This window comes from Microbacterium resistens, from assembly GCF_021172025.1.
Classification (GTDB): Bacteria; Actinomycetota; Actinomycetes; order Actinomycetales; family Microbacteriaceae; genus Microbacterium; species Microbacterium resistens.
Genome location: NZ_CP082781.1, coordinates 2,667,854 through 2,693,337, shown reverse-complemented (window position 1 = coordinate 2,693,337; position 25,484 = coordinate 2,667,854). Strand labels below are relative to the sequence as shown.

The window sequence follows — 25,484 nt, the reverse complement described above, 5'->3', positions numbered from 1 at the left end:
GTGACCCGGGGCTGTGAGCCGTTTCGTCTCGGTGCTTCGCTCCTCGCTCAACGACCGGGGTGCGGTGTCTCAGGTGAACTGGACGCGGGGTGGGGCGGTGTCGGTGTGGACGTGTCCGGTGGGGTCGGTCCAGACGAGGGATCCGTCGTCGCGTTGTCGTGCGGTCCATCGCCAGCGGTCGGGTTGGTCGGGGTGCTTGAGCGCGTGGTGTGCGGGGCAGAGGTGGGCGAGGTTGTCGATCGTCGTGGGGCCGCCGCGAGCGTGGTCGTGGTTGTGGTCGATCTGGCTGGCGCGCGCAGGGATCCGGCAGCCGGGGAATCGGCAGTGCCGGTCGCGCGCGCGGAGGTGGCGCCGCATCCGCTCGGTCGGGGCGTAGCTGTCGGTGCGGGTGATCATCCCCGTCGGGGAGAGGAACAGCCGTTCCCAGTGCTCCGCTCCGCCGGCGAGCGCCCGGACCAGGTCGGGGTGGACCGGACCGTGATCGTCGAGCTCCGCCGGCCGGTCATCGACACCGGCGAGGGTGGTCGCCGCGATCGTCACCTGCACGGTCGGTCGGATCGCCGCCGTCCCGGTCGCGTGGAGCGTGTCGGTGCGGGCGGCGAGGAGGAGGTCGGTGACGACGTCCGCGCGGATCTGGTCGAGGGTGCGCTCGTCGGCACGGATCCGGTCGAGGGTGCGCTCGGCGGCGCGGGGTTCTCCGAGACCGGCGACGATCTGCTCGAAGGCGAAGACCTCGTCCTCGTCCTCCGTCGACACCTCCTCGCCCATGAGCGGAAGGCGCCCGGACTCCCGGGCGGCTCCCGGCGCGCCGCCGGAGTCCACGCCGTTCGGGACCGCGTCGTGCCCGGACTCGTCGTGGTCGAACGCGTCGTGCTCGAAGGCGTCGTGCCCGAACGCGCCTCGGCCGCCTGCGGCGCGCAGCGCCCGGATGCCCCGGCTGATCCCCGTCACCCTCTCGTGCACCGCGTGGGCGAGCACGGAGGGCATCAGGATGGAGAGCCAGCTCATCCCGTCCTCGACATCCTGGACCGTCACCCGTCGATCGTCACGGGCCCGTGCGTGCCTCTCCACGGCGGTGCGGGGCGCCACGGCGGCCACCACCGACCGCGCGAACGCCTGCGTCCGCGCCGGCGTCTCCGCGGACGCGTACGGCACCACCTGCCCCTCGTACGCACGGTGTGCGTCCGTCGCGCTTACTCCGAGCGGAGCGGCGCCGTCGACGATCACCTCTGCATGCCGCCGCGAGATCGCCCCGTTCCGGAGCGCCGACGCCGTCGCGGGAAACCGGTCACTCAGCGCGAACCCCGTGGCCAGCGCCTTCGTCGCCGCAAACCGCGTCACCTTCAGTCCCGCCGACACCTCGGCGAACATCGACCGTTCCGCGGCCTCGAACCCCGCGCTCCCCGGCGGCACCTCATCCAGGAGAAGCCGGACGCGCTCCCCCAGCAGCTCCGCCTTCTCCGCCTCCAGCCGAGCGATCCGGGCATCCAGCTCCCGGCACCGCTCGACGATCTCGCCGCTGCGAGCGAGATACAGATCCGAGTTGTGCACCATCACCTCAGCATAGAACAAAGCTACGACATAGCCCGGTCTGACGGTCGACCTGTGGAGAACATGATAGAACATCACTTCGAACACGTGGTGAAGGCGGAGCCTCTCGTGAGACGCCGCCGACGTCAGGTGCCGCGGGGGCGGTCCTCATCGGTCGTGAACCCCGGCCGTGCGGCGCGCTCCTCGATCGACTCCAGCTCCTGGAAGAACGTCACCTGCCATCCGGCCGGACCCTGCACGCGGGCGTTCAGGCTTCGGAACGGCGTCCGCACCGGCGGGGCGAGGATGTCGGCTCCGGCCTCGCGGGTGACTGCGACGGCGTGCTCGGTGTCAGCCACCTCGAGCGCGATCCGCAGGGTGCCTGGGGCATGCGGCGCCCCCTCGACCTCGTCCACGTTCCGCGCGTGCGTCGGCGTCGCGAGCTCGATCGTCGCGATCCCGGCGTGCAGGATCGCGACGCGGTCGTCTCCCTCGGTGGCGAACGCGAGCTGCTCGGGCATGCCGAGGACGTCGCGGTAGAAGCGGAGCGCCTGATCGAAGTCGTCGGTCTCGATGATGAGGCGGAGCTGGCGGGGGCGATGCGCGTCGGCGGTCATGCCCTCATCCTCGGGCCTGGGCTCCGGAGGCGGAAGCGCAACCCCCGTTCCCGCCCCGGCGCGGCGCGCGTAGCCTTCCGCCATGGACGGGTTCGCGGCCGTTGACTTCGGCCTTGCGCGCGAGGTGCTCCAGCGCGGCATCGCCGCGCTCTACCTCGTCGCGTTCCTCTCCACGCTCAACCAGTTCCGCCCGCTCCTGGGCGAACGGGGCCTGTTGCCGGCCCCCGAGCTGTTGGAGTGGATCGGGGAGCGGAAGGAGCGCGCCCGACTGCTGCGCCCGACGCTGTTCCGGTACGTCCGGTACACGGACCGGCGCCTCGTCGCCCTGTGCGTCGCGGGCATGGTCGTCTCCTCCGCGGTCGTCGCCGGTCTCCCTCAGCTCGGTCCGCCCTGGGCGCCCATGCTCTGCTTCCTCGCCTTGTGGCTGGGGTACATGTCGATCTCGTCGATCGGTCAGACCTTCTACGGCTTCGGGTGGGAGATGCTCCTGCTGGAGGCCGGGTTCCTCGCCGCGTTCCTCGGGTCGGGGGATCAGCCGCCGCCGACCGTCGTGATCGTGCTGTTCTGGTGGCTGGTGTTCCGGCTGGAGTTCGGCGCGGGGATGATCAAGATCCGCGGCGGGCGGGAGTGGCGCGATCTCACGGCGCTGATGTACCACCACGAGACCCAGCCGATGCCCGGGCCGCTCAGCCGCCAGGCGCACCTGCTGCCCGCGTGGTTCCACCGGCTCGAGGTCGTCGGGAACCACGTCGCGCAGCTCGGGGCGCCGTGGCTGCTGTTCGCGCCGATCCTCGGACTGTTCCGCGACGCGGCGCCGGCGCTCGCGAGCATCGGCGCCGTGGTCGGGATGGTCGGCGCGGGGATCGTCATCGCGACCCAGCTCTGGCTGGTGCTCACGGGGAACTTCGCGTGGCTGAACGCCGCGACGATCGTGCTCGCCTGCTCCGCGATCGGGATCCCCGGGTCCGGCGACGCGCGCGCCTGGTCCGGACCGTTCGGGGGGATCCCCGTGCCCTGGCTCGTCGTGACGGGGATCGTCGCGGCCGGGTACCTCGTGCTGTCATGGCCGGCGCTGCGCAACCTCGCCTCACGCGACCAGCAGATGAACGCCTCGTTCACCCGCTGGCAGCTCGCCAACGCGTACGGCGCCTTCGGGTCGGTCACGAAGGTGCGGATCGAGATCGTCGTCGAAGGGACCGAGGATCCGGATCCGGAGGGCGCGCGGTGGGAGGAGTACGGCTTCCGCGGCAAGCCGGGGGACGTGGCGCGGATCCCCCGGCAGTTCGCGCCGTACCACCTGCGGCTGGACTGGCTGATGTGGTTCCTGCCGCTGGGGTGGTCCCTGGAGGAGTGGTTCGGGCGGTTCCTCGGGCGGCTGCTCGAGGCCGACCCGGCGACGCTGCGGCTGCTCGCCCGCGATCCGTTCGAGGGGCGCCCGCCGCGGTGGGTGCGGGCCGTGTCGTACCGGTACCGCTTCACGACGCGGGCCGAGCACCGTGCCACGGGCGACGTCTGGGTGCGGGACCGCCGTCGGGTCGTGGTCCGCCCGATCGGCCGCTGACCGGGGTGGCGCGTTTCGTCTCGGTGCTGCGCTCCTCGCTCAACGACCGGTGGCGGCGCGGGTTCAGGTGCGCGAGCGGGCCTCCTCCAGGTAGGCGTACGCGGTCACGCGCGAGATGCCGAGGCGCTTCGCGATCGCCTCGACCGACTTGCGCATCTGTGTGGCGCCGCGCCGGTCCAGCCGCTCCAGGACGGCGATCTTGTCCTCGCGCGACATCTGCGCCACGGGGTGGCCGACCTCGGCGATGGCGTCCGTGATCATCGAGTCCATCACCGACACGAGGTCCGTGCCGAAGTGCTCTCGCGGCGCGTTCTCGTCGGCCGGGACGGCGGGCAGCAGCGCGTCCAGCAGCTGGCGGGCGTTCTTCAGCGGGCTCAGGTCCACGTTGACGCACAGCGAGGCGATGATGTCGCCGGCATCGTTGCGGAAGTACACCGAGGAGCAGCGCAACTCTCGTCCGTCCGACGTGAAGCCGGTGTATCCGTAGGCGTCGTGATCCTTCTTCCGGTCCTTCATCACGTCGAGGCCGAGCGAGGTCGACGGGCCGCCCACCGCGCGCCCCGTGACGTGGCCGTTCTCGATCGCCACGATGGTGTGCCCGAGGTCGACGTCGGCGCCGTCGAGGTTGTGCAGCACGATCTCGACGGAGGGGCCGGCCGCTGCGGCCAGGGCGCGCATCACCGGCCGGTACACCTCGAGGACCTGCTCGGCGCTCTCGTACGTGCGTCGTTCGCCGGCGAGGGCGGCCACGGCCTCCTCCGGCGCTGTGCGTGTCGTCGTCATCGTCGCTCCCGAACCCGCATCGGTTGAACAAAAAATCTGGGTGCTGGACAGAATGTCTATCCGACTGTTAGCTTATCCCCGCCCATCCCGAATGCGCACCCCCCGATCCGACCGGATCGGACCCGGATCCCCTCCTCCCGCCCGCCGGGCGGATCACGCAGAGCAAGGAGGCTCGCCATGACCACCCTCGCCCCGACGCGCGGTCTGTCCCGCGTGCAGCGCCGAAACGTCGCCGGTGGCGCCATCGGCACCCTCATCGAGTACTACGACTATTACCTCTACGGCCTCGCGTCCGCGGCGGTGTTCCCCGCGGTCTTCTTCTCCGCGAACGACCCGGTGATCGCCCAGCTCTCCTCGTTCGCGACGTTCGCCGTGGGCTTCTTCCTCCGTCCGATCGGCGGGATCGTCTGGGGCATCATCGGTGACCGCGTCGGACGCAAGGTCGTGCTGCTGAGCACGGTCATCGGCATGGGGGTGGCGACCGCCGGCATCGGACTGATCCCCTCGGATCAGGCGATCGGCGTCGCAGCTCCCCTCCTGCTGCTGTTCTTCCGCCTGCTGCAGGGCTTCTTCGTCGGCGGCGAGATGGGCGGGGCGGCCACGATGGTCGTCGAGAACGCGCCCACCGGCAAGCACGGGCTCTACGGCGCCTTCCTCATCAGCGGCGCCGGGATCGCGAACGTCTTCTCCGGCGGACTCATGGCCGCGCTGGGCCTGGTCCCCGGCTCGTGGTTCCTGGAGTGGGGCTGGCGCATCCCCTTCGTGCTGTCGATCGTGCTCGCGATCGTCGCCGTCATCCTGCGGCGGCACCTGGAGGAGTCCGACGAGTTCGTGCAGACCCAGACGCTGCACATCGAGACGTCGGGCAAGAAGCCGAACCCCCTCGTCGAGGTCTTCCGTCACCCGAAGAACGCCATCATGGGGATCCTCATCGGCCTGCCGCAGTCCATCGCCGGGTACGTCGTGCTGACCTACGGCCTGGCGTTCATGGTCTCCAACAAGCACCTCCCCGCATGGATGGGCTTCGCCGGGACGATGATGGTCGGTCTGCTGCAGATCGTGGTCGCCCCGCTGTGGGGCGCGATCTCGGACCGGATCGGCCGGCGCACGGTCTACATCATCGGCTGCCTCGGTTTCGCGGCGATGGTCTATCCCGCGTTCATGCTGTTCAGCACGGGGAACATGTGGCTCATCTGGCTCGGACAGATCCTCGGGTTCGTCGTCTTCGGGGTCGCCATGCAGGCCACGCTGTCGACGATGCTGGTCGAGATGTTCGATCCGGAGGCACGCACGACCGGGGTGAACATCGGCTACCAGATGTCGAACACGCTCGGCGGCGGGCTCGCCCCGCTCATCTGCACCGCCCTGGTCGCGGCGGCGGGAGGGGCGTTCTGGCCCGTGGTGGCGTACGCCGCGGTGATCGCCGTCGTCGGCGTCATCGCGACGCTCGTCGCCTCCATCCGTCCGGACGTGGAAGGCGCGGGGCGCCTGCACGAGATCGCCCCGGCCCGCCCCTCCTGAGCACCCGTGTCCCCCTCCGCTCCGTCCCCCTCTGCTCCGTCCGTGGCGCGCCCGCCCGTGGCGTCGTCCCGATCTGCACACGTCGTCCCGTTCCGCACACCGACGGACTCGACGCCTGTGCAGATCGGGACAGGCTGTGCAGATCGGGACAGGGTGTGCAGATCGGGCGGCGGCGGGACGGATCGGGGCCCGGGTCGCGTTCGGATCGGGCCCCGGAGGGCGGACCGGGGGTCAGCCCAGCAGGCGCGCGAGCGCGGGGAGCTGGCTCTCGTCGTCCAGCGCGGACCCGACGGCCACGACCCGCACCCCGGCGTCCAGGAAGGCCCGGGCGTTCCCCGCGTCCATGCCGCCGGTGGCGACGAACCGCGCCTGCGGGAACGGCCCGCGCATCGCGGGGAACCAGTCGGCCCCGAGCAGCGACGCGGGGAAGGCCTTGAGCCAGGTGAGCCCCGCACCCAGGGCCCGCTGCACCTCCGTGGCGGTCGACACGCCGGGGAGCGACGGCATCCCGGCGTCGTGGGAGGCGCGCACGACGTCGAGGTCCAGGCCCGGGCTGACGGTGAACGCGGCGCCGGCCTCCTTGGCCTGGCGCACGTGCTCGTCCGAGACGACCGTGCCCGCTCCCACCGTGAGCCCGCGCTCGCGGGCGGCCGCGGCCAGCACGCGCAGCGCCTCGACGTCGGTGGGGCTCTGCACCGGCACCTCGACGGCGGTGATCCCGAGGTCCCACGCGCGCGTGGCGGTCGCGAGCGTGCGCTCCACGCCCATACCGCGCAGGATCGCCATCAGCGGGACGCTGCCGAAGAGGTCGTCGAATGCGGTGTTGTCGGTCATGGTCCCTGGTCCTTCCGGAGGCTTCTCGGCGGCGCCCGGCCGGCGCCGTCCGGGCAGGACAGGGCGCGCCGGCGCCGGTCCCATGATGCGACCCGTGATGCGTATGGTGCAATGACCGTTGCGACATATGCACAACCCAGGAAGAAGGCGGAAGGATGACGGAGATGGATGACGCGCGGCTGACCGCACAGGACAAGGGGCTGCCGGCGCGGGCCATCGGCATGACGGTCGAGGAGTTCCTCGCGACCGGGCCCCGCCTGGAGGAGTTCTGGACGCCGCTGGTCGTCCTGGACGACGACGCCATGCGCGCGAACGTCGAGACGATGGCCGCCTGGTGCGCCGAGCGCCGTCTGGATCTGATGCCGCACGGCAAGACGACCATGGCCCCCGAGCTGTGGGCCCGCCAGACCGACGCGGGAGCGCTCGGGATCACGCTCGCGACCATGGGGCAGGTCCGCACCGGACGCAGCCTCGGGCTGGATTCGATCATGCTCGCCAATGCCGCGGTGGACCCGCGGTCGCTGGCCTGGCTCGCCGGCGAGCTCGCCGATCCCGGGTTCCGCTTCGTCTGCTGGGCGGACTCGGTCGCCACCGTCGAGGCCATGGAGGCGCCGCTGCGCGAGGCCGGCACGCCGCGTCCCGTCGACGTCTGCGTCGAGCTCGGCGCCGCCGGCGGGCGCACGGGAGCACGCTCGATCGAGGAGGCGCGGCGGATCGCCGAGCGGATCGCCGCCTCCGACGTCCTCCGCCTCGCCGGCGTCGCCGGCTACGAGGGCAGCCTCGCGCACGACCGCTCCGCAGCCGGGCTCGCGGCGGTGCGCGGCTACCTCGAGGCGCAGCTCGACCTGCACCGGGCCCTCGCCCCGCTCTACGACGACGGGGAGCTCTACCTCACGGCGGGCGGCAGCGCGTACTTCGACCTCGTCGCCGACGTGTGGGCGGGCGCCGAACGGGACGCACGGACGCGTTTCGTGCTGCGCTCGGGGGCGTACATCGTGCACGACGACGGCTTCTACCGCGGCATCTCCCCGTTCGACGAGGGCGCCGCGGACCCGGCCGACGCCGGCCCGCGCTTCCGCAACGCCATGCACGGGATCGCGCGTGTGGTGTCCGCGCCGGAGGCGGACCTCGTGCTCGTGGACGCCGGCAAGCGCGACCTCCCCTACGACGAGGGCCTGCCGATCCCCCGCGCCGCGGCCGCCGAGCTGGCCGGGCCCTGGAGCCCCGTCGAGGCCACGGTCTCGGCGATGAACGACCAGCACTCGTACGTGCGCGGCGCCGCCCTGCCGATCGGGTCGGTCGTCCGCTTCGGGCTCTCGCACCCGTGCACGACGTTCGACAAGTGGCGGCTCGTCCCCGTCGTCGAGTCCGCCGGATCCGACGTCGTCGTCGGGCTCGTCCGCACCTACTTCTGAGGACGACCATGTCGAGACGGACGGTGCTGCGCGGCGGCTCGGTGGTCGGACCCGAGGGCGTGACACGGGCCGACGTGGCCGTGGTCGGCGAGGAGATCGCGGCCGTCGGCGAGGTCCCCGCGGAGGAGGACGACGCGGTCCTGGACGCCTCGGGCCGGATCGTGCTGCCGGGCTTCGTGGACGCGCACTCGCACGCCGACGGGCGGCTGCAGGATCCGGACGTGACCACGGCGCTGCTGCGGCAGGGGGTGACGACGGTGATCGCCGGGCAGGACGGCGTCTCGTACGCGCCCGGCGACGGCGCCTACGCGACGGCCTACTTCGCCGCGATCAACGGCGCACATCCCTCGTACCGCGGCGGCGGGATCGGGGCGTTCCTGGAGCAGGCGGACGGGTCGTCGCCGGTGAACGTCGGCTACCTGATCCCGGCGGGCACCGTCCGCTTCGAGGCCTGCGGCCGTGCGGCAGGGCCAGCGGGCCCCGAGGCCGTGCGCCGGATGGCCGCCGCGGTGGCCCAGGGCATGGCCGAGGGGGCGCTGGGCCTGTCCACCGGACTCGACTACGTCCCCGGGATCTTCCAGGACGCGGAGGAGATCGCCGCACTGTGCGCTCCCGTCGCCCGCGCGGGCGGGGTCTATGTGACCCACATGCGGGGCGGCTACGAGGCGGGCACGGCGGCGGGGCTCGCGGAGGTGGCGGAGATCGCCGACCGGACCCGCGCCGAGGTCGGCGCGCCGCTGCCCGTGCACGTGTCCCACTTCCACGCCGACGCGGACATCGTGCTGTCGCAGCTCGACGCGCTCGCCGCCTCCGGCGTGGACGCGACCTTCGACGCCTATCCCTACGTGCGCGGATGCACCCTGCTCGGCATGCCCCTGCTGCCGCCCGAGGTCGCGGCGCTCCCCGCGGACGAGGCCGTCGCGGTGCTGCGGGATCCGGTCCGGCGCGCGCAGCTGCGGGCGATCGGCGCCGCCCGCGCCGCCTCCAGCCCGAGCCTCGGCCCGGACTGGCCGGACATGATCACCCTCGCGCACATCGCCGCCCCGGAGTGGCGGTGGGCGCTCGGGCTCACCCTGCGCGCGGCGGCGCGGCAGGCGGGCACCGATCCTCTGGACCTCGCGCTCGACGTGCTCGCCGCCTCCCGGATGGAGTGCAGCGCGGTCATGGCGGTCCGGCATCCGCGGCCGCGCACCGAGCTCGCACGCATCTTCGCCCATCCTGGCCACATCGGCGGCTCGGACGGCATCTTCATCGGCGCGCACCCGCATCCGCGCGCGGCGGGCACGTTCGCGCGCTTCCTCCGGGAGTACGTCCGCGAGCTCGGCACGTGGAGCTGGGCCGACGCCGCGCACCACCTCTCCGCCCTTCCGGTCCGCCGCTTCGGTCTGGGGCGGCGCGGAGCCGTCACGCCCGGGGCTCTGGCGGATCTCGTGCTCGTGGATCCGGAGGCCGTCGCCGACACCGCCACCTACGAGGAACCGACGTCGATGGCCGTCGGCATCGACGACGTGTTCGTCGCCGGCGTTCCCGTGCTCGCCGACGGCGCGCCGACCGGCGCGCGACCGGGCCGTGGCCTGCGCCGCACCGCGGGGGAGGGCTGATCGTGTCCCAGAGCGTGACGCGCGCCGCCCGGATCCTCTCGGCCCTCGCCGCGGATCCGCAGACGGTCGCCGAACTGGCGGAGCGGTTCGACGTGCACCGCTCGACCATGTTCCGCGAGCTGCAGAGCCTCGAGGAGGTCGGCTTCGTGCGGAAGCAGGGCGACGGCCGGTACGCACTGGGGTTGCGCCTCGCCGTGCTCGGCAACGCCGCGCTCGAGCAGCTCGACCTGCGCGCGGCCGCGTATCCGCACGTCCGGCGCCTGCACCGGGCCGTGGGCAACACCGTGCACGTGGGCGCGCTGATCGGCGACGAGATCGTGTACGTCGACAAGGTCGAGGACGCCGCGGGTGTGCGGATGTACTCGCGCGTGGGCGCGGCGGTGCTGCCGTACTGCAGCGGGCTCGGCAAGGCGGTGCTCGCCGCCCTCCCCGACGACCGTCGCGACGCGGTTCTGGCGCGCGTCGAGTGGCGGCGTCACACCGCGAACACGCTCACCACCCGGGCCGCGCTGGACGAGGACCTCGCCCAGGCCGCCCGCCGCGGCTGGGCCGTGGACGACGCCGAGTTCGAGGACTTCGTGGGGTGCGTCGCCGCGCCCATCGTCGTGCCCGCCGGCGTGGTCGGGGCGGTGTCGGTCACCGCGCTGCGCGCGACCGAGCCGCTGTCCCGGCTGGAGGCGCGGGTGCCGATGCTGCGGGAGACCGCGGCGGAGATCGCCCGCGCGCTCGGATGACCCGAGGGGAACCGCCCCTCCGATGACCTCAACCGATAGGAAGGAAAAAGAGATGCCTCAGACCGGATACTACGCGGAGGGCGCCCCGACGCCCGCCGGCCCGTACAGCCACGGCGTGGTCGCGAACGGCTTCCTGTACACCGCCGGCTTCGGCCCGCAGGACCCGGCCAACGACCACGCGATCGCGGACAACGTCGCCGACCAGACCCGGCAGGTGCTCCGCAACATCCAGACCGTGCTGGCCGTGCACGGCCTGACCATGGATGACGTCGTGAAGTCGACCGTGCACCTGGCGGACCTCGCCGACTTCGCCGAGTTCAACACCGCCTACGAGGAGTTCTTCACCGCGCCGTACCCCGTGCGCACCACGGTGGGCTCGCAGCTGGCGAACATCCTCGTCGAGATCGACGTCGTCGCGGCCTTCCCCCAGGCGTAGGCTCCGCGCGTTTCGTCTCGTCGCTGCGCTCCTCGCTCAACGACCGGTGGGGGTGCCCCGTTCCCGGTCGTTGAGCGAGCGGAGCGAGTCGAAACGCGGTGACCCGGGGGTGGATCCGTTCCCGGTCGTTGAGCGACACTTCGACTCGCTGCGCTCGCTCAGTGCGGGGCTCCGCGAGTCGAAACGTGGTGACCCGGGCTGGGTCCGTTTCGTCTCGTCGCTGCGCTCCTCGCTCAACGACCGGTGGGGGTGCCTGTTCGGTCGTTGAGCGAGCGGAGCGAGTCGAAACGCGGTGACCCGGGGCGGTATCCTGTACCCGGGAAGGGTACTCATGCGCACGCGGATCGGGACGCCGGGGGCGATCGTCCTCGTCCTCTCCCTGCTCTTCGGCCTGTTCGGGATGCACGTCCTCGGCCTCCACGGCGTGGGGTCGCACGGACCCGCCACCGCGGCCTCCGCGCCGGCCGCCCATGCGCCCGCTCCCGACCACACATCCGCCGCACCCGCCGATCCCGCCGTACCCGCCGCACCGGCCGGACCCGCCGATCCCGCCGGATCCACCGCGACCGCCGGGCCCGCCGCGGCCGACGCCGCCGAGCACGGCGCCCCGGAGTCCTGCGTGCTCGGACCCGCGCCGCATCCGACCTCGCCCGCCCCGCCGACGGAGGCCGCGGTCGTCGCGGCGCCGCGTGCGATCGGCGACGACCCACCCCGGGCCGGTGCGCCCCCGGCCGCCCCGCCCGATCTCCTCCTCCTCTGCATCGATCGCAGATGACCCGCGCGCGTCGCGCTCCGTTCCCCGGGCATCGCCGGTGAGCGCGCCGCACGCTTGCGCCCGACGTCCGTCGGACGCGTCATCCACGACCCAAGGAGAGATCATGACCATTCGCACGCTTCCCCGCACCGTGGCGCTCGGCGCCCTCTCGCTCGCCGCCGTCGGCGTCCTCGCCGGCTGCGCGGCGGCGGATCCCGAGGCGGGATCCCACGAGGGCATGCCCGGGATGTCCGAGGCGCCGACCACGGCGAGCCCTGGGGCGTCCGGGACGGAGGCGAACGACGCCGACGCAATGTTCGCCGGCATGATGATCGGCCACCACGAGCAGGCCATCGAGATGAGCGACCTGGTGCTCGGCAAGGACGGCGTCGACCCGCGCGTCGTCGACCTCGCGACGCGGATCAAGGCCGCTCAGGCCCCGGAGATCGAGCAGCTGCGCGGCTGGCTCGCCGACTGGGGCGTGGCGGAGCCCTCCGGCCCGATGGACCACGGCGACGGCATGATGAGCGAGGACGACCTGGCCGCGCTCGAGGCCGCCGCAGGTTCCGAGGCGAACCGGCTGTTCCTGGAGCAGATGATCGTGCATCACGAAGGCGCGGTCGCGATGGCCGAGGACCAGCTCGCGAAGGGCGAGAGTCCCGAGGCGCTCGCGCTCGCGCAGGCGATCGTCGACGCCCAGACCGCCGAGATCCAGGAGATGCGTGATCTGCTGACCGCGCTCTGATCGGCGCTCCCGCCGTTCGGGGCGGGAACCGGTCGTTCGGGGTCCGGGATGGGGTGGAATCGCCCCGTTCCGGGCCCCGAACGCGTCAGGGGAGGAGGGAGGTCGCCGTGCCGGACGTGATCCGGCGCAGGTCCTCCGGGGGCAGTGCCGCGGCGGCGAGCTGCAGCATCGTCGCCTCCGGGGTCTGGATCGGGAAGCCGCTGCCGAACACCCAGCGACCGGGTTCCTCCGCCAGGGCGTCGGCGACGAAGGTGGGTCCGTTCACGTGCCACAGGTCCAGGTGCACGTGCGCGGGAAGATCGTCGCCGAAGTGCCGGCGCAGCTCGCGTTCCTCGCCGCGGTTCAGGCCGCTCAGCACGAGCGGCGCGACGGGAGCCGCCCGGATGAGGTCGGCGATGTGGTGCAGCTCGGGATCCGTGACCGGGGAGCGGGGATGACGGACGCGGGCGTCGTCGAGTCGCACGAGCAGCTGCACGGGAAGCCCGTGCTCCTGCGCCGCCTGCAGCACCGGGACCAGGGCGCCGACCGGGGTGCCGTGGTGCGCGGGGGCCACGCGGATCCCCCGGAAGCCTGCCGCGACCGCCCCGTCCAGCTCGGCGGCCCACGTCGGCGAGCCCGCGTCGAGCACCGCGAACGGGACGAACAGCGGATCGGCCCCGCAGGCGTCGATCAGCGCCTCGTTGCCGGAGCGGGTGTCGAACCCGAACAGGGACGCGAGGTGGCCGACCCACAGCGCGCGCAGCCCGTGGCGGGCGGCGTACGCGCGGAGCCTGTCCGGATCGGCGGACGCGGCGAGCCGGGACGGCCAGGTACCCAGGTGGCAGGTCGTGTCCACGGCCCCGAGCGCCGCGAAGGAGGCGAGGAGCGCGCGACTCCGGGCGGTCACGACCCGACCTCCGCGAGCCAGCGCCGCAGGTTCCCGCCGAACACCCGCTCCTCCTGCTCGGCGTCGAGCCCGGCGCCGAGCACCTTCCCGACGTTCGCGGCGAGGTCGATGTGGTGCAGGTCGGATCCGAAGACGACGCGGTCCGCGCCGAGCCGGCGGACGGCCAGCGCCACCTCCCCCGCGCCGATGATGGTGCCGGACGTGTCCACGGCCACGTTGGCGTGCGGACGGACCACGTCCGCCGCGGTGTCGGGCTGACCGCCCAGGTGCGCCATCACGAACCGCACCTCAGGGTGGCGGGCCGCCGCCCGGGCGATGTGGACGGCCGTCGACTCGTACGGGAAGCGCTGCACGGTCTTGCGCCAGGCATGGGCGAGCACGATCAGGCGATGCGCCGCGGCGTACTCGAGGATCGGATCCGTCAGCGGGTCGTCGGCGAGGGTCGCGATCCACAGCTTCACGCCGATCATCCCCCGGTCCTCGACGTTGCGGCGGAGGTCGTCGAGCGCCTCCCGCCCGAAGCGCGGATTGACGTAGCAGTAGCCGCGCAGGCGTTCCGGGTGCCGGCGCAGCTCGCCGGCCAGGACGCCGTTCATCTCCCTCACCTCGTCCATCCCGGGGTGGGGCTGGAACGCGCCGAGGTTGCTGCACAGGAACAGTCCGATCCCGAGCCGCTCGCCCAGCTCCAGGACGGCCGGATCGAAGCGGCCGCCGTCCAGGTGCGTGTGCGCGTCGATCCCCGGAAGCTCCGCCGCGAGCGTGCTCATGCGTGGTCCCGGATGCGCAGCGCGCGGGCGGCGTCTGCGGCGGCGTCGGCGAGGCGGGCGAGGGTCTCGTCGATGTCGGCGTCGGAGTGGGCGTCGTTCACGTACACCACTCGGTAGAGGGAGACGCCGTGGGCGAAGGCCGCGCGCAGGAATGGGCGGAGATGCTCGTCGTCCCCGACGAACTGCGGACAGGCCGGGTGTCCGCGCAGGTGCGCGTCGAGCCCGGCGCCCGTGAGGATCGCCTCGATCCCGTCCCGCAGGTGCGCGCCGCGGCGGTGGATGCGGGAGAGCACGTCGTCGTCGCGCAAGGCGGTCATGGTGGCGGTGGCCGCGGCGAGCGACAGGGTCTCGCCGCCGTAGGTGGACGTGACGACCACCTCGCCGCGGTCGAGGACGGCGAGCACGTCGCGGCGGCCGGTGTAGACGGACAGCGGCATGCCGTTCGCCACGGCCTTGCCGAACACGGCGAGATCAGGGACGACCCCGGTGTACGCCGCCATGCCGCCGAGCGCGACGCGGAACCCGGTCACCATCTCGTCGTAGCCGAGGAGGGCCCCGTGCCGGTCCGCGAGCCCGCGGAGGAAGGCGGCGAAGCCGGCGGCGTCCGGGAGCCCGGGGTAGTCGGCGGCGACGAGGACGAGCGCGATCTCGTCCCCGTGCTCCGCGAACAGGGAGGTGAGCGCGTCGCGGTCCTCCCACTCGACCGCGTGGTGCAGGGCGGCCAGCGCGGCCGGGACGCCGGGGACCGCGGCGGACGAGGCGCCGGGGAGGATCCGCGCGCCGGGGGCGAGGGAGTTCAGCCACCCGTTGTAGCCGATCTGCACGACCCGGTCGCGGCCGGTCGCGGCGCGGGCGATCCGGATCACGGCGGCCAGCGCCTCGCCGCCGCTCTTGAGGAACCGCGCCGCCTCCGCGCCGGGGACGAGCGAGCACAGGAGCTCGGCCGTCGTCGTCTCCAGCGGATGGGGATGGCCGAAGAGGATCCCGTCGGCGAGCTGCGCCCGGATCGCGTCGTCCACGCGCGGATCCGCGTAGCCGAGGATCACCGGGCCCAGGGCGCACCGGTAGTCGATGAACACCCGCCCGCGGTCGTCCCAGACCCGGCAGCCCTCGCCGCGCACGATCACCTCGGGCTCCTCGGGGAGCAGCTGCGGCGCCTTGGAGTTCGTGCTCGATCCCACGGGCATCACCGCGAGCGCGCGCTCGCGCCAGCCGGGGCGGTGTCCGGCGACGCTGCCGGCGGGGTCGGTCATCGTGTGCTCCTGGTCTCGGGTTCGGGGCGGGTTCCGGTGGATCGGGGTCCGGGTCGGGGGTGGATCGTCCCGGTTCGGACCCCAAAACCGGGGAAGAGGAGGGCCGGGGAGGGCAGCGGGGGGTCAGGGGGAGGGGAGAGGGGTGACCTCGCCGCCGCGGGCGGCGGAGGCCTGGGCCGCGGCGACGATCTCGACCGTGCGCACGCCGACTCCGGCGTCGGGCTGCGGCCGGCGGCCCTCGCGCACCGCGGCGACGAACTCCGCGAGCAGCAGCGCGTCGAGATCCGCGCCGACCGGGTCCCAGGTCTCGCCGTGCGCGTCGTGCCCGGCCACGCCCTTGGCGAAGGGCGCGACCGTGACGGTGCCGCGCTCGGCGATGATCTGCAGCGTCAGCCCGCCCCACGTGGCGGCGCTCATCGGCTGGCTCCAGGAGCAGTCGATCGTCGCGACGACGCCGCTCGGATACCGCAGCGTGACGAGCCCGCCGGTCTCCACGGTCAGGTCCCGCTGACCGTGCAGGATGCGGTTCGAGACCGCGCGCACGGTCGCCACGCGCTCGCCGAGGAGCTCGTCGAGCAGATCGGCGCAGTGCACGACGTGGTCGACGAGGGCGCCGCCGCCGGAGAGCTCCGGATCCGTGAACCAGGCCCGGTCCTGCGGCAGCTTGCCGTTGTTCGTCCCGGTCACCCCGAGGACGGCGCCGAGCCGCCCGCCGCGGAGCTGGGCGAGCGCGTCGCGGAACGCGGGCGCGAACCGCACCGGATAGGCGACCATGAGGATCACCCCGGCCCGCTCGCACGCCTCCTGCATCGCGGCGGCGTCGGCGGGGGTGGTCGCGAGGGGCTTCTCGCACAGCACGTGCGCGCCCGCGGCCGCCGCCCGCTCGACGAGGGCGCGATGCCGGGAGTTCTCGGAGGCGACGACCACGGCGTCCGGCTTCCACGCGAACGCCTCGTCGTAGCTCTCCACGTAGGCGACGCCGAGCTGCGCGGCCAGCTCCGCACCCCGGGGCGCGTCGTCCGGGGCCGCGGCGCCGTCCGGGTCGGCGGCGATCAGCTCGATGCCGGGCATCGCCTTCAGGGCGTGCACGTAGCTGATCGCGTGGGTGTGCGCGAAGGACAGGACGGCGACGCGCAGCGGGGCGGGGGCGGTGGTCATCGGGCGACCTCCTCGGTCTCACGGGCGGATGCGGGGGGCGGCGCGGATGCGAGCGCGACCGGGGCGCCCGCAGCGATCGAGGCGTAGGCCGCCTCGGCGACGGCCACGGCCTCGATCCCGTCGGCGGGGGAGATCCGCGCGTCGCGCCCCTCCCGTCGCGCGGCGACGAAGTCGGCGATCTCGGCGTAGTAGGGGCTCTCCTGCGGCGACATCGGAGGCAGATAGTCCGTGCTCCCCTCGGCGAGGACGGCGTCCGTGCGCACGGCGGCGTCCTCGGCGCTGTCATGGCGCATGCGCCCCTCGGATCCTGCGACCTCGACGCTGGTCCGGAACGGCATGCCCTCGGCGACCCAGCTGGCGTGCAGGTGGCTGACCACGCCGCTGCGGTGCGTCAGCACGACGTGCGCGGTGACCGGCGTCGGCACCCGGTCGTCCACCGTCGGCGGATTCTGCACCGCGTACACCGACGCGACCGGGCCGGCGAACCAGATCGCCTGGTCGATGTCGTGGATCATCAGGTCGCGGATCACGCCCCCGCCCGTGCTCTCGGCGAAGAACCACGGGGTCCGCGGCGCGGACCCGGCGCGGCTGAACCGCTGCACGGCGACCGTCCCGAGGCGTCCGGCATCGATCGCCGCCTTGATCGCCGCGTACTCGCCGAAGTACCGCACGACGTGCGCCGGGAAGAGTCGCACCCCCGCCTGCTCCGCCGCCAGGGCGATCCGCTGCGCCTGCTCCGCCGTCGCCGCCAGTGGCTTCTCGCACACCACGTCGCGGCCCCGCGCGATCGCCCGCAGCGCCAGGTCGGCGTGGGTGCTGCTGGGCGTGACGATGTCCACGATGTCGACGAGATCGATCAGCGCGTCGACGTCGGCGACCACGGTGAAGCCGTACTCCTCGGCGATCGCCTCCGCACCCTGGAGGGAGGTCACGTACCCGGTCGCACCGAGGGCGCGCCAGGCGTCCGCGTGCACGCGGGAGATCCCTCCCGCGCCGATCAGGCCGACGGTCAACGTGGTCATGGATGCTCCTCTGCGACGGGGACGGGATCGGTGGTCGGGGCGGGTGCGGACGGCGTGCCGGGGCGGCGCTGCGGCGTCACCGGCGGGACCGGCATCCCCTCGATGCCGTACACGGCGTCGGCGTGCCGGCGGAAGGCGTGCACGAGGGCGCCGTGGGCGGCGGCGTCGGCGCCGAGGCGCGCCTCCACGAGCGGGACCTCGAAGGGCAGTCCGATGTGGCGGGGCAGGGCGGCGCGCAACGGATCCAGCAGGGCGCCGTGCGCTCCGGACAGGCCGCCGCCGATCACGACCATGGCCGGGTCGATGGTCATGACGAGGGTCGCGATGCCGTGCGCCAGCTCGTCGACGAACGCGGCGATCTCCTCCTGCGCGCCGGAGTGCCCCTCGCGGGCGAGCGCGAAGACGCCGGCCGCCGTGTCGGCGGTGCGCCAGCGGATCTGCCCGGTGTCGGCGTCGATGCCGCGGAAGGCGAGGCGGCCGATGTCGCCGGCGGCGTTGTGGACGCCCCGGCGCGGTCGCCCGGCGAGGATCAGCCCCATGGCGATGCGGTTGCCCACGGAGAGGTAGACGACGTCGTCGACCAGCTGCGCGACCCCCAGGTGGTGCTCGGCGACGGCCGCCAGGCGGACGCCGTTGTCGACGGACACCGGGCATCCGAACGCCTGGTGCAGCTGCGCGCCGATGTCGACCCCGGACCAGTCGGGGATGACCACGGAGGCGATCACCCGGCCCGAGTCCTCGACGAGGCCGGGGAGGGAGACGCCGATGGCGCGGACCCGTGAGGCGGGGACCGCGGCCTCGGCGAGCGCTGCACGGATGTCGGCGATCACCACTGCGAGCTTGGCGGCGCCGTCGGGCTGCTGGGCGATGCCCTCGAAGCGGTGCTGGCGGATCACCCTGCCGGTGAGGTCGGCGACGAGCACCCGGACGCTGGCCACGCCGATGTCGACGCCCACGACGGCTCCGGCGTCGGCGACGAAGGCGTAGCGACGGGCCGGGCGTCCGGCCCGTCCGGCGGAACCGCCGCCCGCCGCTTCGGCGACGACCCCCGCGTCGGTCAGCGCGGAGACGGCGTTCTCGACGGAGGTGCGGGACAGCTCCAGCGTGCGGGCGATCTCGTTGACCGTGGCATCGCCCGCGTCCCGCAGGTGCACGGCGCAGCGCGCGATGATCGGCGGGGGTGTCCTCTCGGGCATCTTCGCTCCTTTCGACGCCGTCGCCGGTTGGCGTTCAAAATAGCACAGCAACCTCACGTAATTCGCGAGCGACAGGGGATCCATGGGGCGGATCCCGAACCTGTGCTTGACGTTCATTGGAAACCGGGGCTTGACTCATTATCACACCGTGGTGTCATAATGGGCTCTACCCTGCACGGTTCAAGCAAAGGAGCACCATGCGCGTCAGCACGTTCACCGGAGTGGCTGCGGGCGTCGCCGCCCTGGCCCTCCTGGCCGGATGTTCGGCGGGAGGCGGCCAGGCCGCCGGCGGAGACAAGCACGTCACCCTGTGGCTGTACCCGGTCGTCGCCGATGAGGCCGCGAACAAGAGCTTCTGGGACGACACCATCGAGGCGTTCGAGAAGGAGCACGAGGACATCACGGTCGACTACGAGATCTTCCCGTGGGCGAACCGCGACGAGGCCCTCCAGACGGCGATCGCCGCCGGCAAGGGCCCCGACCTCGTCTACCTCATCCCGGACCAGCTCGCCGCCTACCAGAAGTCCATCGCCCCGCTGAACGACCTGCTCAGCGCCGAGCGGCAGAAGGACCTGCTGCCCAACGTCAAGGAGTCCGTCACCATCGACGGGGACATCCTCGGCGCTCCGCTGCTCACCAGCGCCATGACGCTGCTGTGCAACGCCTCCGTCTTCGAGCAGGCCGGCGTCACGGAGTACCCGGAGACCTGGGACGACATGGAGAAGCTGGCCCCCGTCTTCGCGGAGAAGGGGATGTACCTGATGAACTACCCCGCCTCGGCGGAGAACACCCTCAACCTCACCTTCTACCCGCTGCTGTGGCAGGCCGGCGGCGAGGTCTACGACAAGGACGGCCAGGTCGGCTTCGACAGCGCGGCGGGCGAGAAGGCGCTGACCTTCCTCACGGGCCTGGCCGAGCAGAAGGCGCTCGACCCCGAGGCGCTGACCACCACCGTCCCGCTCGAGCAGACCGCGGTCGCCCAGGGCAAGGTCGCGTGCACCTTCAACAACTCCGTCACGGAGCTCGAGCCCTTCTGGGGCGCCGAGAACGTGAAGGTGCTCCCGCCGCTGAAGGACGAGAAGCCGGTCGCCTACGGCACCGTCGGCTCGCTCTCGGTGCTGAAGGGATCCAAGGCCCCCGAGGCCGCCGCCGCGTTCGCGGAGTACGCGACCGGCGCCGAGGTGATCCAGCCGTACCTGAAGATGTCCGGCTTCTTCTCGGCGCTCAGCACGACGGACCCGATCTACGCCGACGACCCGCTGCTCGGCGAGGTGGAGAAGTACGTGCCGGACACGACGGTCGGCCAGCTCGCGACGAGCTCGCGTGCGCTCATGGGCGTGCTGTCCCCGGAGATCCAGGCGGCGCTGCTCGGGCAGAAGAGCCCCGAGGACGCCCTGAAGGCGGCCGCAGCGGCGGCGGCGCCCCTCATCAAGTAGTCACCGGGGCGGGGGCGCGACCGTGCGCCCCCGCCCTCCTCCCGAACGGACCACGGACGAAGAGGTGCCCATGACGACGCTGACGACCGCGAAGAAGCCCGTCGCGACGGACCGCCCGGCCGGCGCGGTGACCCGCGTGCTCGCCCGCCGCGAGGCGCGCATCGCGCTGCTGTTCGTGCTGCCGGCCTTCCTGCTGTTCCTCGCGTTCCGCTTCGGCCCCACCATCGTCGGCGTGGCCCTGAGCCTGTTCGAGTACGACATCTCCGGGGAGATCGCGTGGAAGGGGCTGGAGAACTTCCAGCGCCTCGTCGCGGACCCCCTGTTCTGGCGGGCGCTCAGCACGACCGTCCTCTACACGGTCTTCGCGGTCCCGATCGCCCTCGTGCTCTCCACCGTGATGGCGCTCGGCGTGCGCCGCAGCTTCCGCGGCTCGCGCTTCTTCCGCTCGGTCTTCTTCCTCCCCGTCATCACCTCGCTGGTCCTGGCCGGATCGATCTTCGTGTGGATCTTCTCCGCGAACGGCCCGTGGTCGGCGCTGATGACCCCGCTCGGACTCGGCGGATCCTGGCTCGGCAGCACGGTCCTCGTCCTCCCGGCCATCGTCGTCGTGGGCGTCTGGTCCCGCTTCGGCTACGGGATGATGATCATGATCGCGGCGATGCAGGACGTCCCGCGGGAGCTGGAGGAGGCCGCGCTGATGGACGGCGCGAACGCCTGGCAGCGGTTCCGGTGGATCATCCTCCCGTACCTTCGGCCCACGATCTTCTTCCTCGCCGTGATCGAGACCACGGCCGCCTTCCAGGTCTTCGACGTGATCTACGTGATGACGCAGGGCGGCCCCGCCAACGCCAGCTACTCCCTCGTCTACCTCCTGTACGACCAGGGCTTCAAGTACTTCGACTACGGCTACGCCGCGGCCGTCGGCGTCGCGCTGTTCGTCATGACCCTCGTCGTCGCGCTCATCCAGCGCCTGGTGATCGGAAGGCAGAAATGACCACCGCGACCGAGCAGATCCTCACCGAGACGCCCCGCGGGCGCCGCCGTCCGGCGCCCGTGCGCTCGCGCTCCTACCGCGCCCTGGAGCCGACCGGGATCGGCGTGGTCCTGCGCTGGATCTGGCTGGGGCTGGCGGCCGTGCTCAGCTTCTTCCCGTTCTACGCCATGGTCGTGCTGAGCCTGAAGCCGGGGAAGGTCGTGGAGCTGCCGGGCTCGCTGCTGCCCTGGGACCTGTCCTTCGACTCGTACACGCAGGTGCTCAGCGGGCAGAACCTCATCGGCTGGCTCGGCAACACCCTCGTCTACTCGCTCGTGTCCGTGGTGGCGGTGCTGTTCCTGTCGGCGCTCGCCGGATACGCCTTCGCCAAGAAGCGCTTCGCGGGCAAGGAGGTGATGTTCTGGTCGTTCCTGGCGATGGTCATGGTCCCGTTCCACGTCACCCTGATCCCGACCTTCATCATGATGGCGGGACTCGGCGGGATCGACACGTACTGGGGGCTCATCCTCCCGACCCTCGCCAACGCGCAGGCGGTGTTCCTCATGCGCCAGTTCATCCAGGGGCTGCCGGACGACCTGTTCGAGGCGGCGAGGATCGACGGGGCCGGGGAGTTCCGGATCTTCCTGCGGATCGTGCTGCCGCTGTGCAAGCCGATCCTCGCGACCCTCGGCATCTTCGTCTTCCTGTGGCACTGGAACGACTTCCTGTGGCCGCTGATCATCGCCAAGTCCAACGCGATGTTCACCCTCACCGTCGGCATCTCCTCCCTCCAGCAGCAGAACGTGCCGCTGAGCACGATGCTCGCCGGGTCCGTCGTGGCGCTGCTGCCCATCTTCCTCGCCTACCTCGTCGCCCAGCGCTACGTGCAGGAGGGCGTGACCGGCTCGGGCATCAAGGGCTGAGCCGCCCGCCCTCACGCCCGCGGCCTCGCCGTCCCCGATCAGAAAGGATCCTCCGTGACCACCCAGGCATTCGCCTCCGAAGCCGACCTCGAACAGGCCCTGACGACCCCGAGCGACGCCCTCGTCGCCGACCTCGCCCGCGGCAGCGGGGACCTCGTCATCCTCGGCGCCGGCGGCAAGATGGGCCCGACCCTCGCGATCCTGGCGCGGCGCGCGCTGGACGCGGCCGGCCGCGACGGCGACGCCGTGCACGCGGTGTCCCGGTTCGGCGAGGAAGCCGTGCGCGAGCGCCTGGAGCGCGGCGGGGTGCGCGTGGTGCCGTTCGACCTCATCGAGAACGACGACCTCGCCCCGCTCCCGGACGCTCCGAACGTGGTCTTCATGGTCGGCGCGAAGTTCGGGGCGGCGACGAGCCCGTCGTGGGCGTGGGAGGTCAACGCCGCGCTCCCCGACCGGGTCGCCCGCCGCTACCGCGACAGCGCGATCTCGGTCCTGTCCACCGGCAACGTGTACCCGTTCCTTCCCGCCTCGTCGGGCGGCGCGACGGAGGACGTCCCGCCCGCCCCGATCGGCGAGTATGCGCAGTCGTGCCTGGGTCGCGAGCGGGTGTTCGAGTTCGCCGCCCAGCAGCGCGGCACGCGCGTGGCCCTCATCCGGCTCAACTACGCCGTCGACCTGCGCTACGGCGTCCTCGCGGACATCGCCAGCGCCGTGCACGCCGGTCAGCCCGTGTCCGTCGCCACCGCCGCCGTGAACGTGGTGTGGCAGGGGTATGCGAACGAGGTCGTGCTGCGCAGTCTCGGGCACGCGTCGACCGACGCCTTCACCGTGAACCTCACCGGGCCCGAGACGCTGAGCGTCGCCGCCGTCGCCCGACGCTTCGGCGAGCTCTTCGGACGCGACGTCGAGATCGTCGACGAGCCCGAGCCCACGGCCCTGCTCAGCGACTCCCGCCGGTGCATGGCGCTGTTCGGCTATCCGCCGTACTCGGCCGACACGCTCATCGCCTGGCAGGCCGCGTGGCTGGAGTCCGGTCTTCCCCTGTCGGCCAAGCCCACCAAGTGGGCCGTCCGCGACGGGAGGTTCTGATGGCGACCGTCCCCGCGGTGCACCCGGTGCTTCGCCCCGAGGCCGCCCGCACGCTCGCCCGCGGCGCGGTGATCCCCGCGCACCCGCTCGCCCTCACGGCGGACCGCCGCCTCGACGAGCGCCGCCAGCGCGCGCTCACCCGGTACTACCTCGATGCGGGCGCCGGCGGGATCGCCGTGGGGGTGCACACCACCCAGTTCGAGATCCGCGACGCCGAGCACGCCCTGTTCGAGCCCGTCCTCGCGCTCGCCGCGGAGGAACTGGACGCGCGTGCCGGCGCCGACGTGGTGCGCATCGCGGGCGTCGCCGGCGGCACCGCCCAGGCCGTGGCGGAGGCGGAGCTCGCCCGCTCCCTCGGCTACGACGCCGTGCTGGTGAGCCCGCGCGTGGCGGGGGCCGACGAGCGCGTGCTGCTGGACCGCGCCCGGGCCGTCGGCGAGGTGCTCCCGGTCGTGGGCTTCTACCTGCAGACCGCGATCGGCGGACCCGTGCTCAGCCGGGACTTCTGGCGCGCGTTCGCCTCCATCCCCTCGGTCGTCGCCGTCAAGGCCGCGCCCTTCGACCGCTACCGGACCCTCGAGCTCGTCCGGGGCGTGGCGGCGTCGGGCCGCGCGGACGAGATCGCGCTGTACACCGGCAACGACGACGCGATCGTCGCCGACCTCCTGTCCGAGTTCCACGTGGACTCGCCGGACGGGCCGCGGACGCTGCGCTTCGTCGGAGGCCTCCTCGGCCAGTGGGCGGTCGGGACCCGCGCGGCCGTCGCGCTCCTGGAGCGGGCCCACCGCGCCGCCGCCGGAGACGCGCAGGCGACCCTGGAGCTCAGCCGGGAGGCGATCGACCTCGTCGACGTCAACCAGGCGGTCTTCGACCCCGGCCACGACTTCCACGGCGTGATCGCCGGCGTGCACGAGATGCTCCGGCAGCAGGGGCTCCTGGAGGGGATCTGGTGCCTCAACCCGGACGAGGGGCTCTCGCCGGGCCAGGCGGAGGAGATCGCCCGCGTGCGCCGCGCCTATCCCGACCTGAACGACGACGCCTTCATCGCCGAGCACCGGGACGCGTGGCTGCGATGACCGAGGAGGGACGGCGGTCCGGTGCGGCGGTCGCCGCCGTGGTGTCGGCGGAGCTGTTCGCGGAGTTCTTCTCCCCGGAGGACGCCGCACGGCTGGATCGCGCGTCCCGGTCGTTGAGCGAGGACCGCGGAGCGGACCGAGACGAAACGCGGCGACCGCCCTCCGCGTCGCCGGAGTCGGCGCCCGGGTGCCTGCGCGTCGACCGGATCGCCGACATCCCCGATCCCGGAGCCGTCCGCGTCCTCGTCACGAGCTGGGGCGTCGGTCCGCTCGACGAGGACGTGCTCGCGCGGTTCCCGCGGCTGGAGCTCGTCGCGCACACCGGGGCGACGGTCAAGCCCTTCGCGACGGACGCGCTGTTCGACCGCGGGGTGATCGTGACGCAGGCCGGTGCGGGCATGGCGCGGTCGGTCGGCGAGGTGTCTCTCGCCTTCACGCTGGCGCTGCTGCATCGGATCCCCGCCCTGCACGAGGGCGTGCGCACCGGCGGTTGGTACGACCCGGCCGCGGGGACCCAGCACGAGATCGCCGAGGCCCCGATCGCCGTGATCGGGGCGTCCCGCACCGGGCGTGCGTACCTGGAGATGATCCGCGCGCTCGGCGCCCGGCCGCTCCTCGTCGACCCCACCGTCGACGCTGCGGAGGCGGACGCCCTGGGCGCCGAGCTGCTGCCGCTCGACGCCGCGCTGCAGCGCGCGCGGATCGTCGCCGTGCACGCGCCGACCCTGCCCGAGACGCACCACCTCATCGGCGCCCGCGAGCTCGCCCTGATGCCGGACGGCGCGGGGCTGGTGAACACCGCGCGGTCGTGGCTCGTGGACGAGCGGGCGCTTCAGGCGGAGGTGTCGTCCGGGCGGCTCAGCGCGGCCATCGACGTGTTCGACGAGGAGCCGCTGGCGGCGGCCTCGCCCTGGCGCACCCTGCCGAACGTGCTGCTCACGCCGCACCGCGCGGCGGGGACGCGCGAGGGGCGCCTCCGGCAGGGGCGGATCGTGGCGGACGAGATCGACGCCTTCGCCTCCGGGAGGGAGCTCGGCCATGCGGTGACGCGGGCGCACCTCGCGACGATGGGCTGACGCCGGCCCCGTCGGGTGGGCGCGTTTCGTCTCGTCGCTGCGCTCCTCGCTCAACGACCGGTGCTGGCGGTTTTCCCTCCCCGGTCGTTGAGCGACAC

Annotated in this window: 24 protein-coding genes; 14 read left to right on the top strand and 10 right to left on the bottom strand. The window is 72.9% G+C overall.

Going from position 1 to position 25,484, the window contains the following annotated elements; translation table 11 throughout:
* Window positions 1-69 precede the first annotated feature (69 nt).
* Window positions 70-1,554, bottom strand: coding sequence for an HNH endonuclease signature motif containing protein (locus tag K8F61_RS12700; RefSeq protein ID WP_231819373.1), 1,485 nt, complete (start codon window positions 1,552-1,554; stop codon window positions 70-72).
* Between the two features lie 122 nt (window positions 1,555-1,676).
* On the bottom strand, window positions 1,677-2,147 hold the full coding sequence (locus tag K8F61_RS12695) for a VOC family protein (protein ID WP_231819372.1): 471 nt from the start codon (window positions 2,145-2,147) through the stop codon (window positions 1,677-1,679).
* Between the two features lie 82 nt (window positions 2,148-2,229).
* Here K8F61_RS12695 and K8F61_RS12690 point away from each other — a divergent pair, with 82 nt between their 5' ends.
* Window positions 2,230-3,708, top strand: coding sequence for a lipase maturation factor family protein (locus tag K8F61_RS12690; RefSeq protein WP_231819371.1), 1,479 nt, complete (start codon window positions 2,230-2,232; stop codon window positions 3,706-3,708).
* 63 nt (window positions 3,709-3,771) lie between these two features.
* Here K8F61_RS12690 and K8F61_RS12685 read toward each other — a convergent pair whose 3' ends face one another.
* Window positions 3,772-4,491 carry a helix-turn-helix transcriptional regulator gene (locus tag K8F61_RS12685; RefSeq protein WP_231819370.1) on the bottom strand — a complete coding sequence of 240 codons (720 nt, stop codon included), beginning with the start codon at window positions 4,489-4,491 and terminating at the stop codon, window positions 3,772-3,774.
* A gap of 177 nt (window positions 4,492-4,668) precedes the next feature.
* Here K8F61_RS12685 and K8F61_RS12680 point away from each other — a divergent pair, with 177 nt between their 5' ends.
* The gene (locus tag K8F61_RS12680) at window positions 4,669-6,012 is read left to right on the top strand and encodes an MFS transporter (protein WP_231819369.1); all 1,344 of its coding nucleotides are present in this window, start codon (window positions 4,669-4,671) and stop codon (window positions 6,010-6,012) included.
* Window positions 6,013-6,243: 231 nt separating this feature from the next.
* Here the strand turns inward: K8F61_RS12680 and K8F61_RS12675 are convergent, their stop codons facing one another.
* Entirely contained in the window at window positions 6,244-6,846 is a 603-nt protein-coding gene (locus tag K8F61_RS12675) for a bifunctional 4-hydroxy-2-oxoglutarate aldolase/2-dehydro-3-deoxy-phosphogluconate aldolase (RefSeq protein WP_067249798.1), read from the bottom strand.
* A 164-nt stretch (window positions 6,847-7,010) separates the two neighbouring features.
* Here K8F61_RS12675 and K8F61_RS12670 point away from each other — a divergent pair, with 164 nt between their 5' ends.
* The 6 genes from K8F61_RS12670 (at window position 7,011) to K8F61_RS12645 (ending at window position 12,531) form a co-directional block, all read left to right on the top strand.
* On the top strand, window positions 7,011-8,261 hold the full coding sequence (locus K8F61_RS12670) for an alanine racemase (protein WP_231819368.1): 1,251 nt from the start codon (window positions 7,011-7,013) through the stop codon (window positions 8,259-8,261).
* An 8-nt stretch (window positions 8,262-8,269) separates the two neighbouring features.
* Complete coding sequence (locus K8F61_RS12665) at window positions 8,270-9,862, top strand: N-acyl-D-amino-acid deacylase family protein (protein ID WP_231819367.1); 1,593 nt, start codon at window positions 8,270-8,272, stop codon at window positions 9,860-9,862.
* A gap of 2 nt (window positions 9,863-9,864) precedes the next feature.
* Window positions 9,865-10,596, top strand: coding sequence for an IclR family transcriptional regulator (locus K8F61_RS12660; RefSeq protein WP_231819366.1), 732 nt, complete (start codon window positions 9,865-9,867; stop codon window positions 10,594-10,596).
* A gap of 52 nt (window positions 10,597-10,648) precedes the next feature.
* Window positions 10,649-11,032, top strand: coding sequence for a RidA family protein (locus tag K8F61_RS12655; protein WP_067249788.1), 384 nt, complete (start codon window positions 10,649-10,651; stop codon window positions 11,030-11,032).
* 331 nt (window positions 11,033-11,363) lie between these two features.
* Complete coding sequence (locus K8F61_RS12650; protein ID WP_231819365.1) at window positions 11,364-11,807, top strand: DUF6153 family protein; 444 nt, start codon at window positions 11,364-11,366, stop codon at window positions 11,805-11,807.
* 103 nt (window positions 11,808-11,910) lie between these two features.
* Window positions 11,911-12,531 carry a DUF305 domain-containing protein gene (locus K8F61_RS12645; protein WP_231819364.1) on the top strand — a complete coding sequence of 207 codons (621 nt, stop codon included), beginning with the start codon at window positions 11,911-11,913 and terminating at the stop codon, window positions 12,529-12,531.
* 85 nt (window positions 12,532-12,616) lie between these two features.
* Here the strand turns inward: K8F61_RS12645 and K8F61_RS12640 are convergent, their stop codons facing one another.
* The 6 genes from K8F61_RS12640 to K8F61_RS12615 form a co-directional block, all read right to left on the bottom strand.
* Complete coding sequence (locus K8F61_RS12640) at window positions 12,617-13,417, bottom strand: amidohydrolase family protein (RefSeq protein WP_231819363.1); 801 nt, start codon at window positions 13,415-13,417, stop codon at window positions 12,617-12,619.
* The gene (locus K8F61_RS12635) at window positions 13,414-14,184 is read right to left on the bottom strand and encodes an amidohydrolase family protein (RefSeq protein ID WP_231819362.1); all 771 of its coding nucleotides are present in this window, start codon (window positions 14,182-14,184) and stop codon (window positions 13,414-13,416) included. The genes K8F61_RS12640 and K8F61_RS12635 overlap by 4 nt, the downstream gene beginning before the upstream one ends.
* On the bottom strand, window positions 14,181-15,437 hold the full coding sequence (locus K8F61_RS12630) for an aminotransferase class III-fold pyridoxal phosphate-dependent enzyme (RefSeq protein ID WP_231819361.1): 1,257 nt from the start codon (window positions 15,435-15,437) through the stop codon (window positions 14,181-14,183). Before K8F61_RS12630 ends, K8F61_RS12635 begins: the two co-directional genes overlap by 4 nt.
* 123 nt (window positions 15,438-15,560) lie before the next feature.
* Window positions 15,561-16,595 carry a Gfo/Idh/MocA family protein gene (locus K8F61_RS12625; RefSeq protein ID WP_231819360.1) on the bottom strand — a complete coding sequence of 345 codons (1,035 nt, stop codon included), beginning with the start codon at window positions 16,593-16,595 and terminating at the stop codon, window positions 15,561-15,563.
* Entirely contained in the window at window positions 16,592-17,617 is a 1,026-nt protein-coding gene (locus K8F61_RS12620; protein ID WP_231819359.1) for a Gfo/Idh/MocA family protein, read from the bottom strand. Before K8F61_RS12620 ends, K8F61_RS12625 begins: the two co-directional genes overlap by 4 nt.
* Window positions 17,614-18,813, bottom strand: a complete 1,200-nt coding sequence (locus K8F61_RS12615; protein ID WP_084344813.1) for an ROK family transcriptional regulator — start codon at window positions 18,811-18,813, stop codon at window positions 17,614-17,616. Before K8F61_RS12615 ends, K8F61_RS12620 begins: the two co-directional genes overlap by 4 nt.
* Window positions 18,814-19,010: 197 nt before the next feature.
* On the opposite strand from K8F61_RS12615, the gene K8F61_RS12610 reads away from it, so the two are divergent.
* The 6 genes from K8F61_RS12610 to K8F61_RS12585 all read left to right on the top strand — a co-directional run bounded on the left by K8F61_RS12610 (window position 19,011) and on the right by K8F61_RS12585 (window position 25,386).
* Complete coding sequence (locus K8F61_RS12610) at window positions 19,011-20,249, top strand: ABC transporter substrate-binding protein (protein WP_067249310.1); 1,239 nt, start codon at window positions 19,011-19,013, stop codon at window positions 20,247-20,249.
* Between the two features lie 70 nt (window positions 20,250-20,319).
* Complete coding sequence (locus tag K8F61_RS12605) at window positions 20,320-21,243, top strand: carbohydrate ABC transporter permease (protein ID WP_217996239.1); 924 nt, start codon at window positions 20,320-20,322, stop codon at window positions 21,241-21,243.
* Window positions 21,240-22,145, top strand: coding sequence for a carbohydrate ABC transporter permease (locus K8F61_RS12600; protein ID WP_067249308.1), 906 nt, complete (start codon window positions 21,240-21,242; stop codon window positions 22,143-22,145). The genes K8F61_RS12605 and K8F61_RS12600 overlap by 4 nt, the downstream gene beginning before the upstream one ends.
* 54 nt (window positions 22,146-22,199) lie before the next feature.
* Complete coding sequence (locus K8F61_RS12595; RefSeq protein ID WP_231819358.1) at window positions 22,200-23,234, top strand: NAD-dependent epimerase/dehydratase family protein; 1,035 nt, start codon at window positions 22,200-22,202, stop codon at window positions 23,232-23,234.
* Entirely contained in the window at window positions 23,234-24,310 is a 1,077-nt protein-coding gene (locus K8F61_RS12590) for a dihydrodipicolinate synthase family protein (protein ID WP_067249303.1), read from the top strand. Before K8F61_RS12595 ends, K8F61_RS12590 begins: the two co-directional genes overlap by 1 nt.
* On the top strand, window positions 24,307-25,386 hold the full coding sequence (locus K8F61_RS12585) for a hydroxyacid dehydrogenase (protein ID WP_231821554.1): 1,080 nt from the start codon (window positions 24,307-24,309) through the stop codon (window positions 25,384-25,386). The genes K8F61_RS12590 and K8F61_RS12585 overlap by 4 nt, the downstream gene beginning before the upstream one ends.
* The last annotated feature ends 98 nt before the right edge of the window (window positions 25,387-25,484 follow it).

Coding starts and splice junctions, on each gene's coding strand:
- K8F61_RS12700 (WP_231819373.1), bottom strand. CDS start 1,554: ATGGTGCACAACTCGGATCTGTATCTCGCTCGCAGCGGCGAGATCGTC.
- K8F61_RS12695 (WP_231819372.1), bottom strand. CDS start 2,147: ATGACCGCCGACGCGCATCGCCCCCGCCAGCTCCGCCTCATCATCGAG.
- K8F61_RS12690 (WP_231819371.1), top strand. CDS start 2,230: ATGGACGGGTTCGCGGCCGTTGACTTCGGCCTTGCGCGCGAGGTGCTC.
- K8F61_RS12685 (WP_231819370.1), bottom strand. CDS start 4,491: ATGACGACGACACGCACAGCGCCGGAGGAGGCCGTGGCCGCCCTCGCC.
- K8F61_RS12680 (WP_231819369.1), top strand. CDS start 4,669: ATGACCACCCTCGCCCCGACGCGCGGTCTGTCCCGCGTGCAGCGCCGA.
- K8F61_RS12675 (WP_067249798.1), bottom strand. CDS start 6,846: ATGACCGACAACACCGCATTCGACGACCTCTTCGGCAGCGTCCCGCTG.
- K8F61_RS12670 (WP_231819368.1), top strand. CDS start 7,011: ATGGATGACGCGCGGCTGACCGCACAGGACAAGGGGCTGCCGGCGCGG.
- K8F61_RS12665 (WP_231819367.1), top strand. CDS start 8,270: ATGTCGAGACGGACGGTGCTGCGCGGCGGCTCGGTGGTCGGACCCGAG.
- K8F61_RS12655 (WP_067249788.1), top strand. CDS start 10,649: ATGCCTCAGACCGGATACTACGCGGAGGGCGCCCCGACGCCCGCCGGC.
- K8F61_RS12650 (WP_231819365.1), top strand. CDS start 11,364: ATGCGCACGCGGATCGGGACGCCGGGGGCGATCGTCCTCGTCCTCTCC.
- K8F61_RS12645 (WP_231819364.1), top strand. CDS start 11,911: ATGACCATTCGCACGCTTCCCCGCACCGTGGCGCTCGGCGCCCTCTCG.
- K8F61_RS12635 (WP_231819362.1), bottom strand. CDS start 14,184: ATGAGCACGCTCGCGGCGGAGCTTCCGGGGATCGACGCGCACACGCAC.
- K8F61_RS12630 (WP_231819361.1), bottom strand. CDS start 15,437: ATGACCGACCCCGCCGGCAGCGTCGCCGGACACCGCCCCGGCTGGCGC.
- K8F61_RS12625 (WP_231819360.1), bottom strand. CDS start 16,595: ATGACCACCGCCCCCGCCCCGCTGCGCGTCGCCGTCCTGTCCTTCGCG.
- K8F61_RS12620 (WP_231819359.1), bottom strand. CDS start 17,617: ATGACCACGTTGACCGTCGGCCTGATCGGCGCGGGAGGGATCTCCCGC.
- K8F61_RS12615 (WP_084344813.1), bottom strand. CDS start 18,813: ATGCCCGAGAGGACACCCCCGCCGATCATCGCGCGCTGCGCCGTGCAC.
- K8F61_RS12610 (WP_067249310.1), top strand. CDS start 19,011: ATGCGCGTCAGCACGTTCACCGGAGTGGCTGCGGGCGTCGCCGCCCTG.
- K8F61_RS12605 (WP_217996239.1), top strand. CDS start 20,320: ATGACGACGCTGACGACCGCGAAGAAGCCCGTCGCGACGGACCGCCCG.
- K8F61_RS12600 (WP_067249308.1), top strand. CDS start 21,240: ATGACCACCGCGACCGAGCAGATCCTCACCGAGACGCCCCGCGGGCGC.
- K8F61_RS12590 (WP_067249303.1), top strand. CDS start 23,234: ATGGCGACCGTCCCCGCGGTGCACCCGGTGCTTCGCCCCGAGGCCGCC.
- K8F61_RS12585 (WP_231821554.1), top strand. CDS start 24,307: ATGACCGAGGAGGGACGGCGGTCCGGTGCGGCGGTCGCCGCCGTGGTG.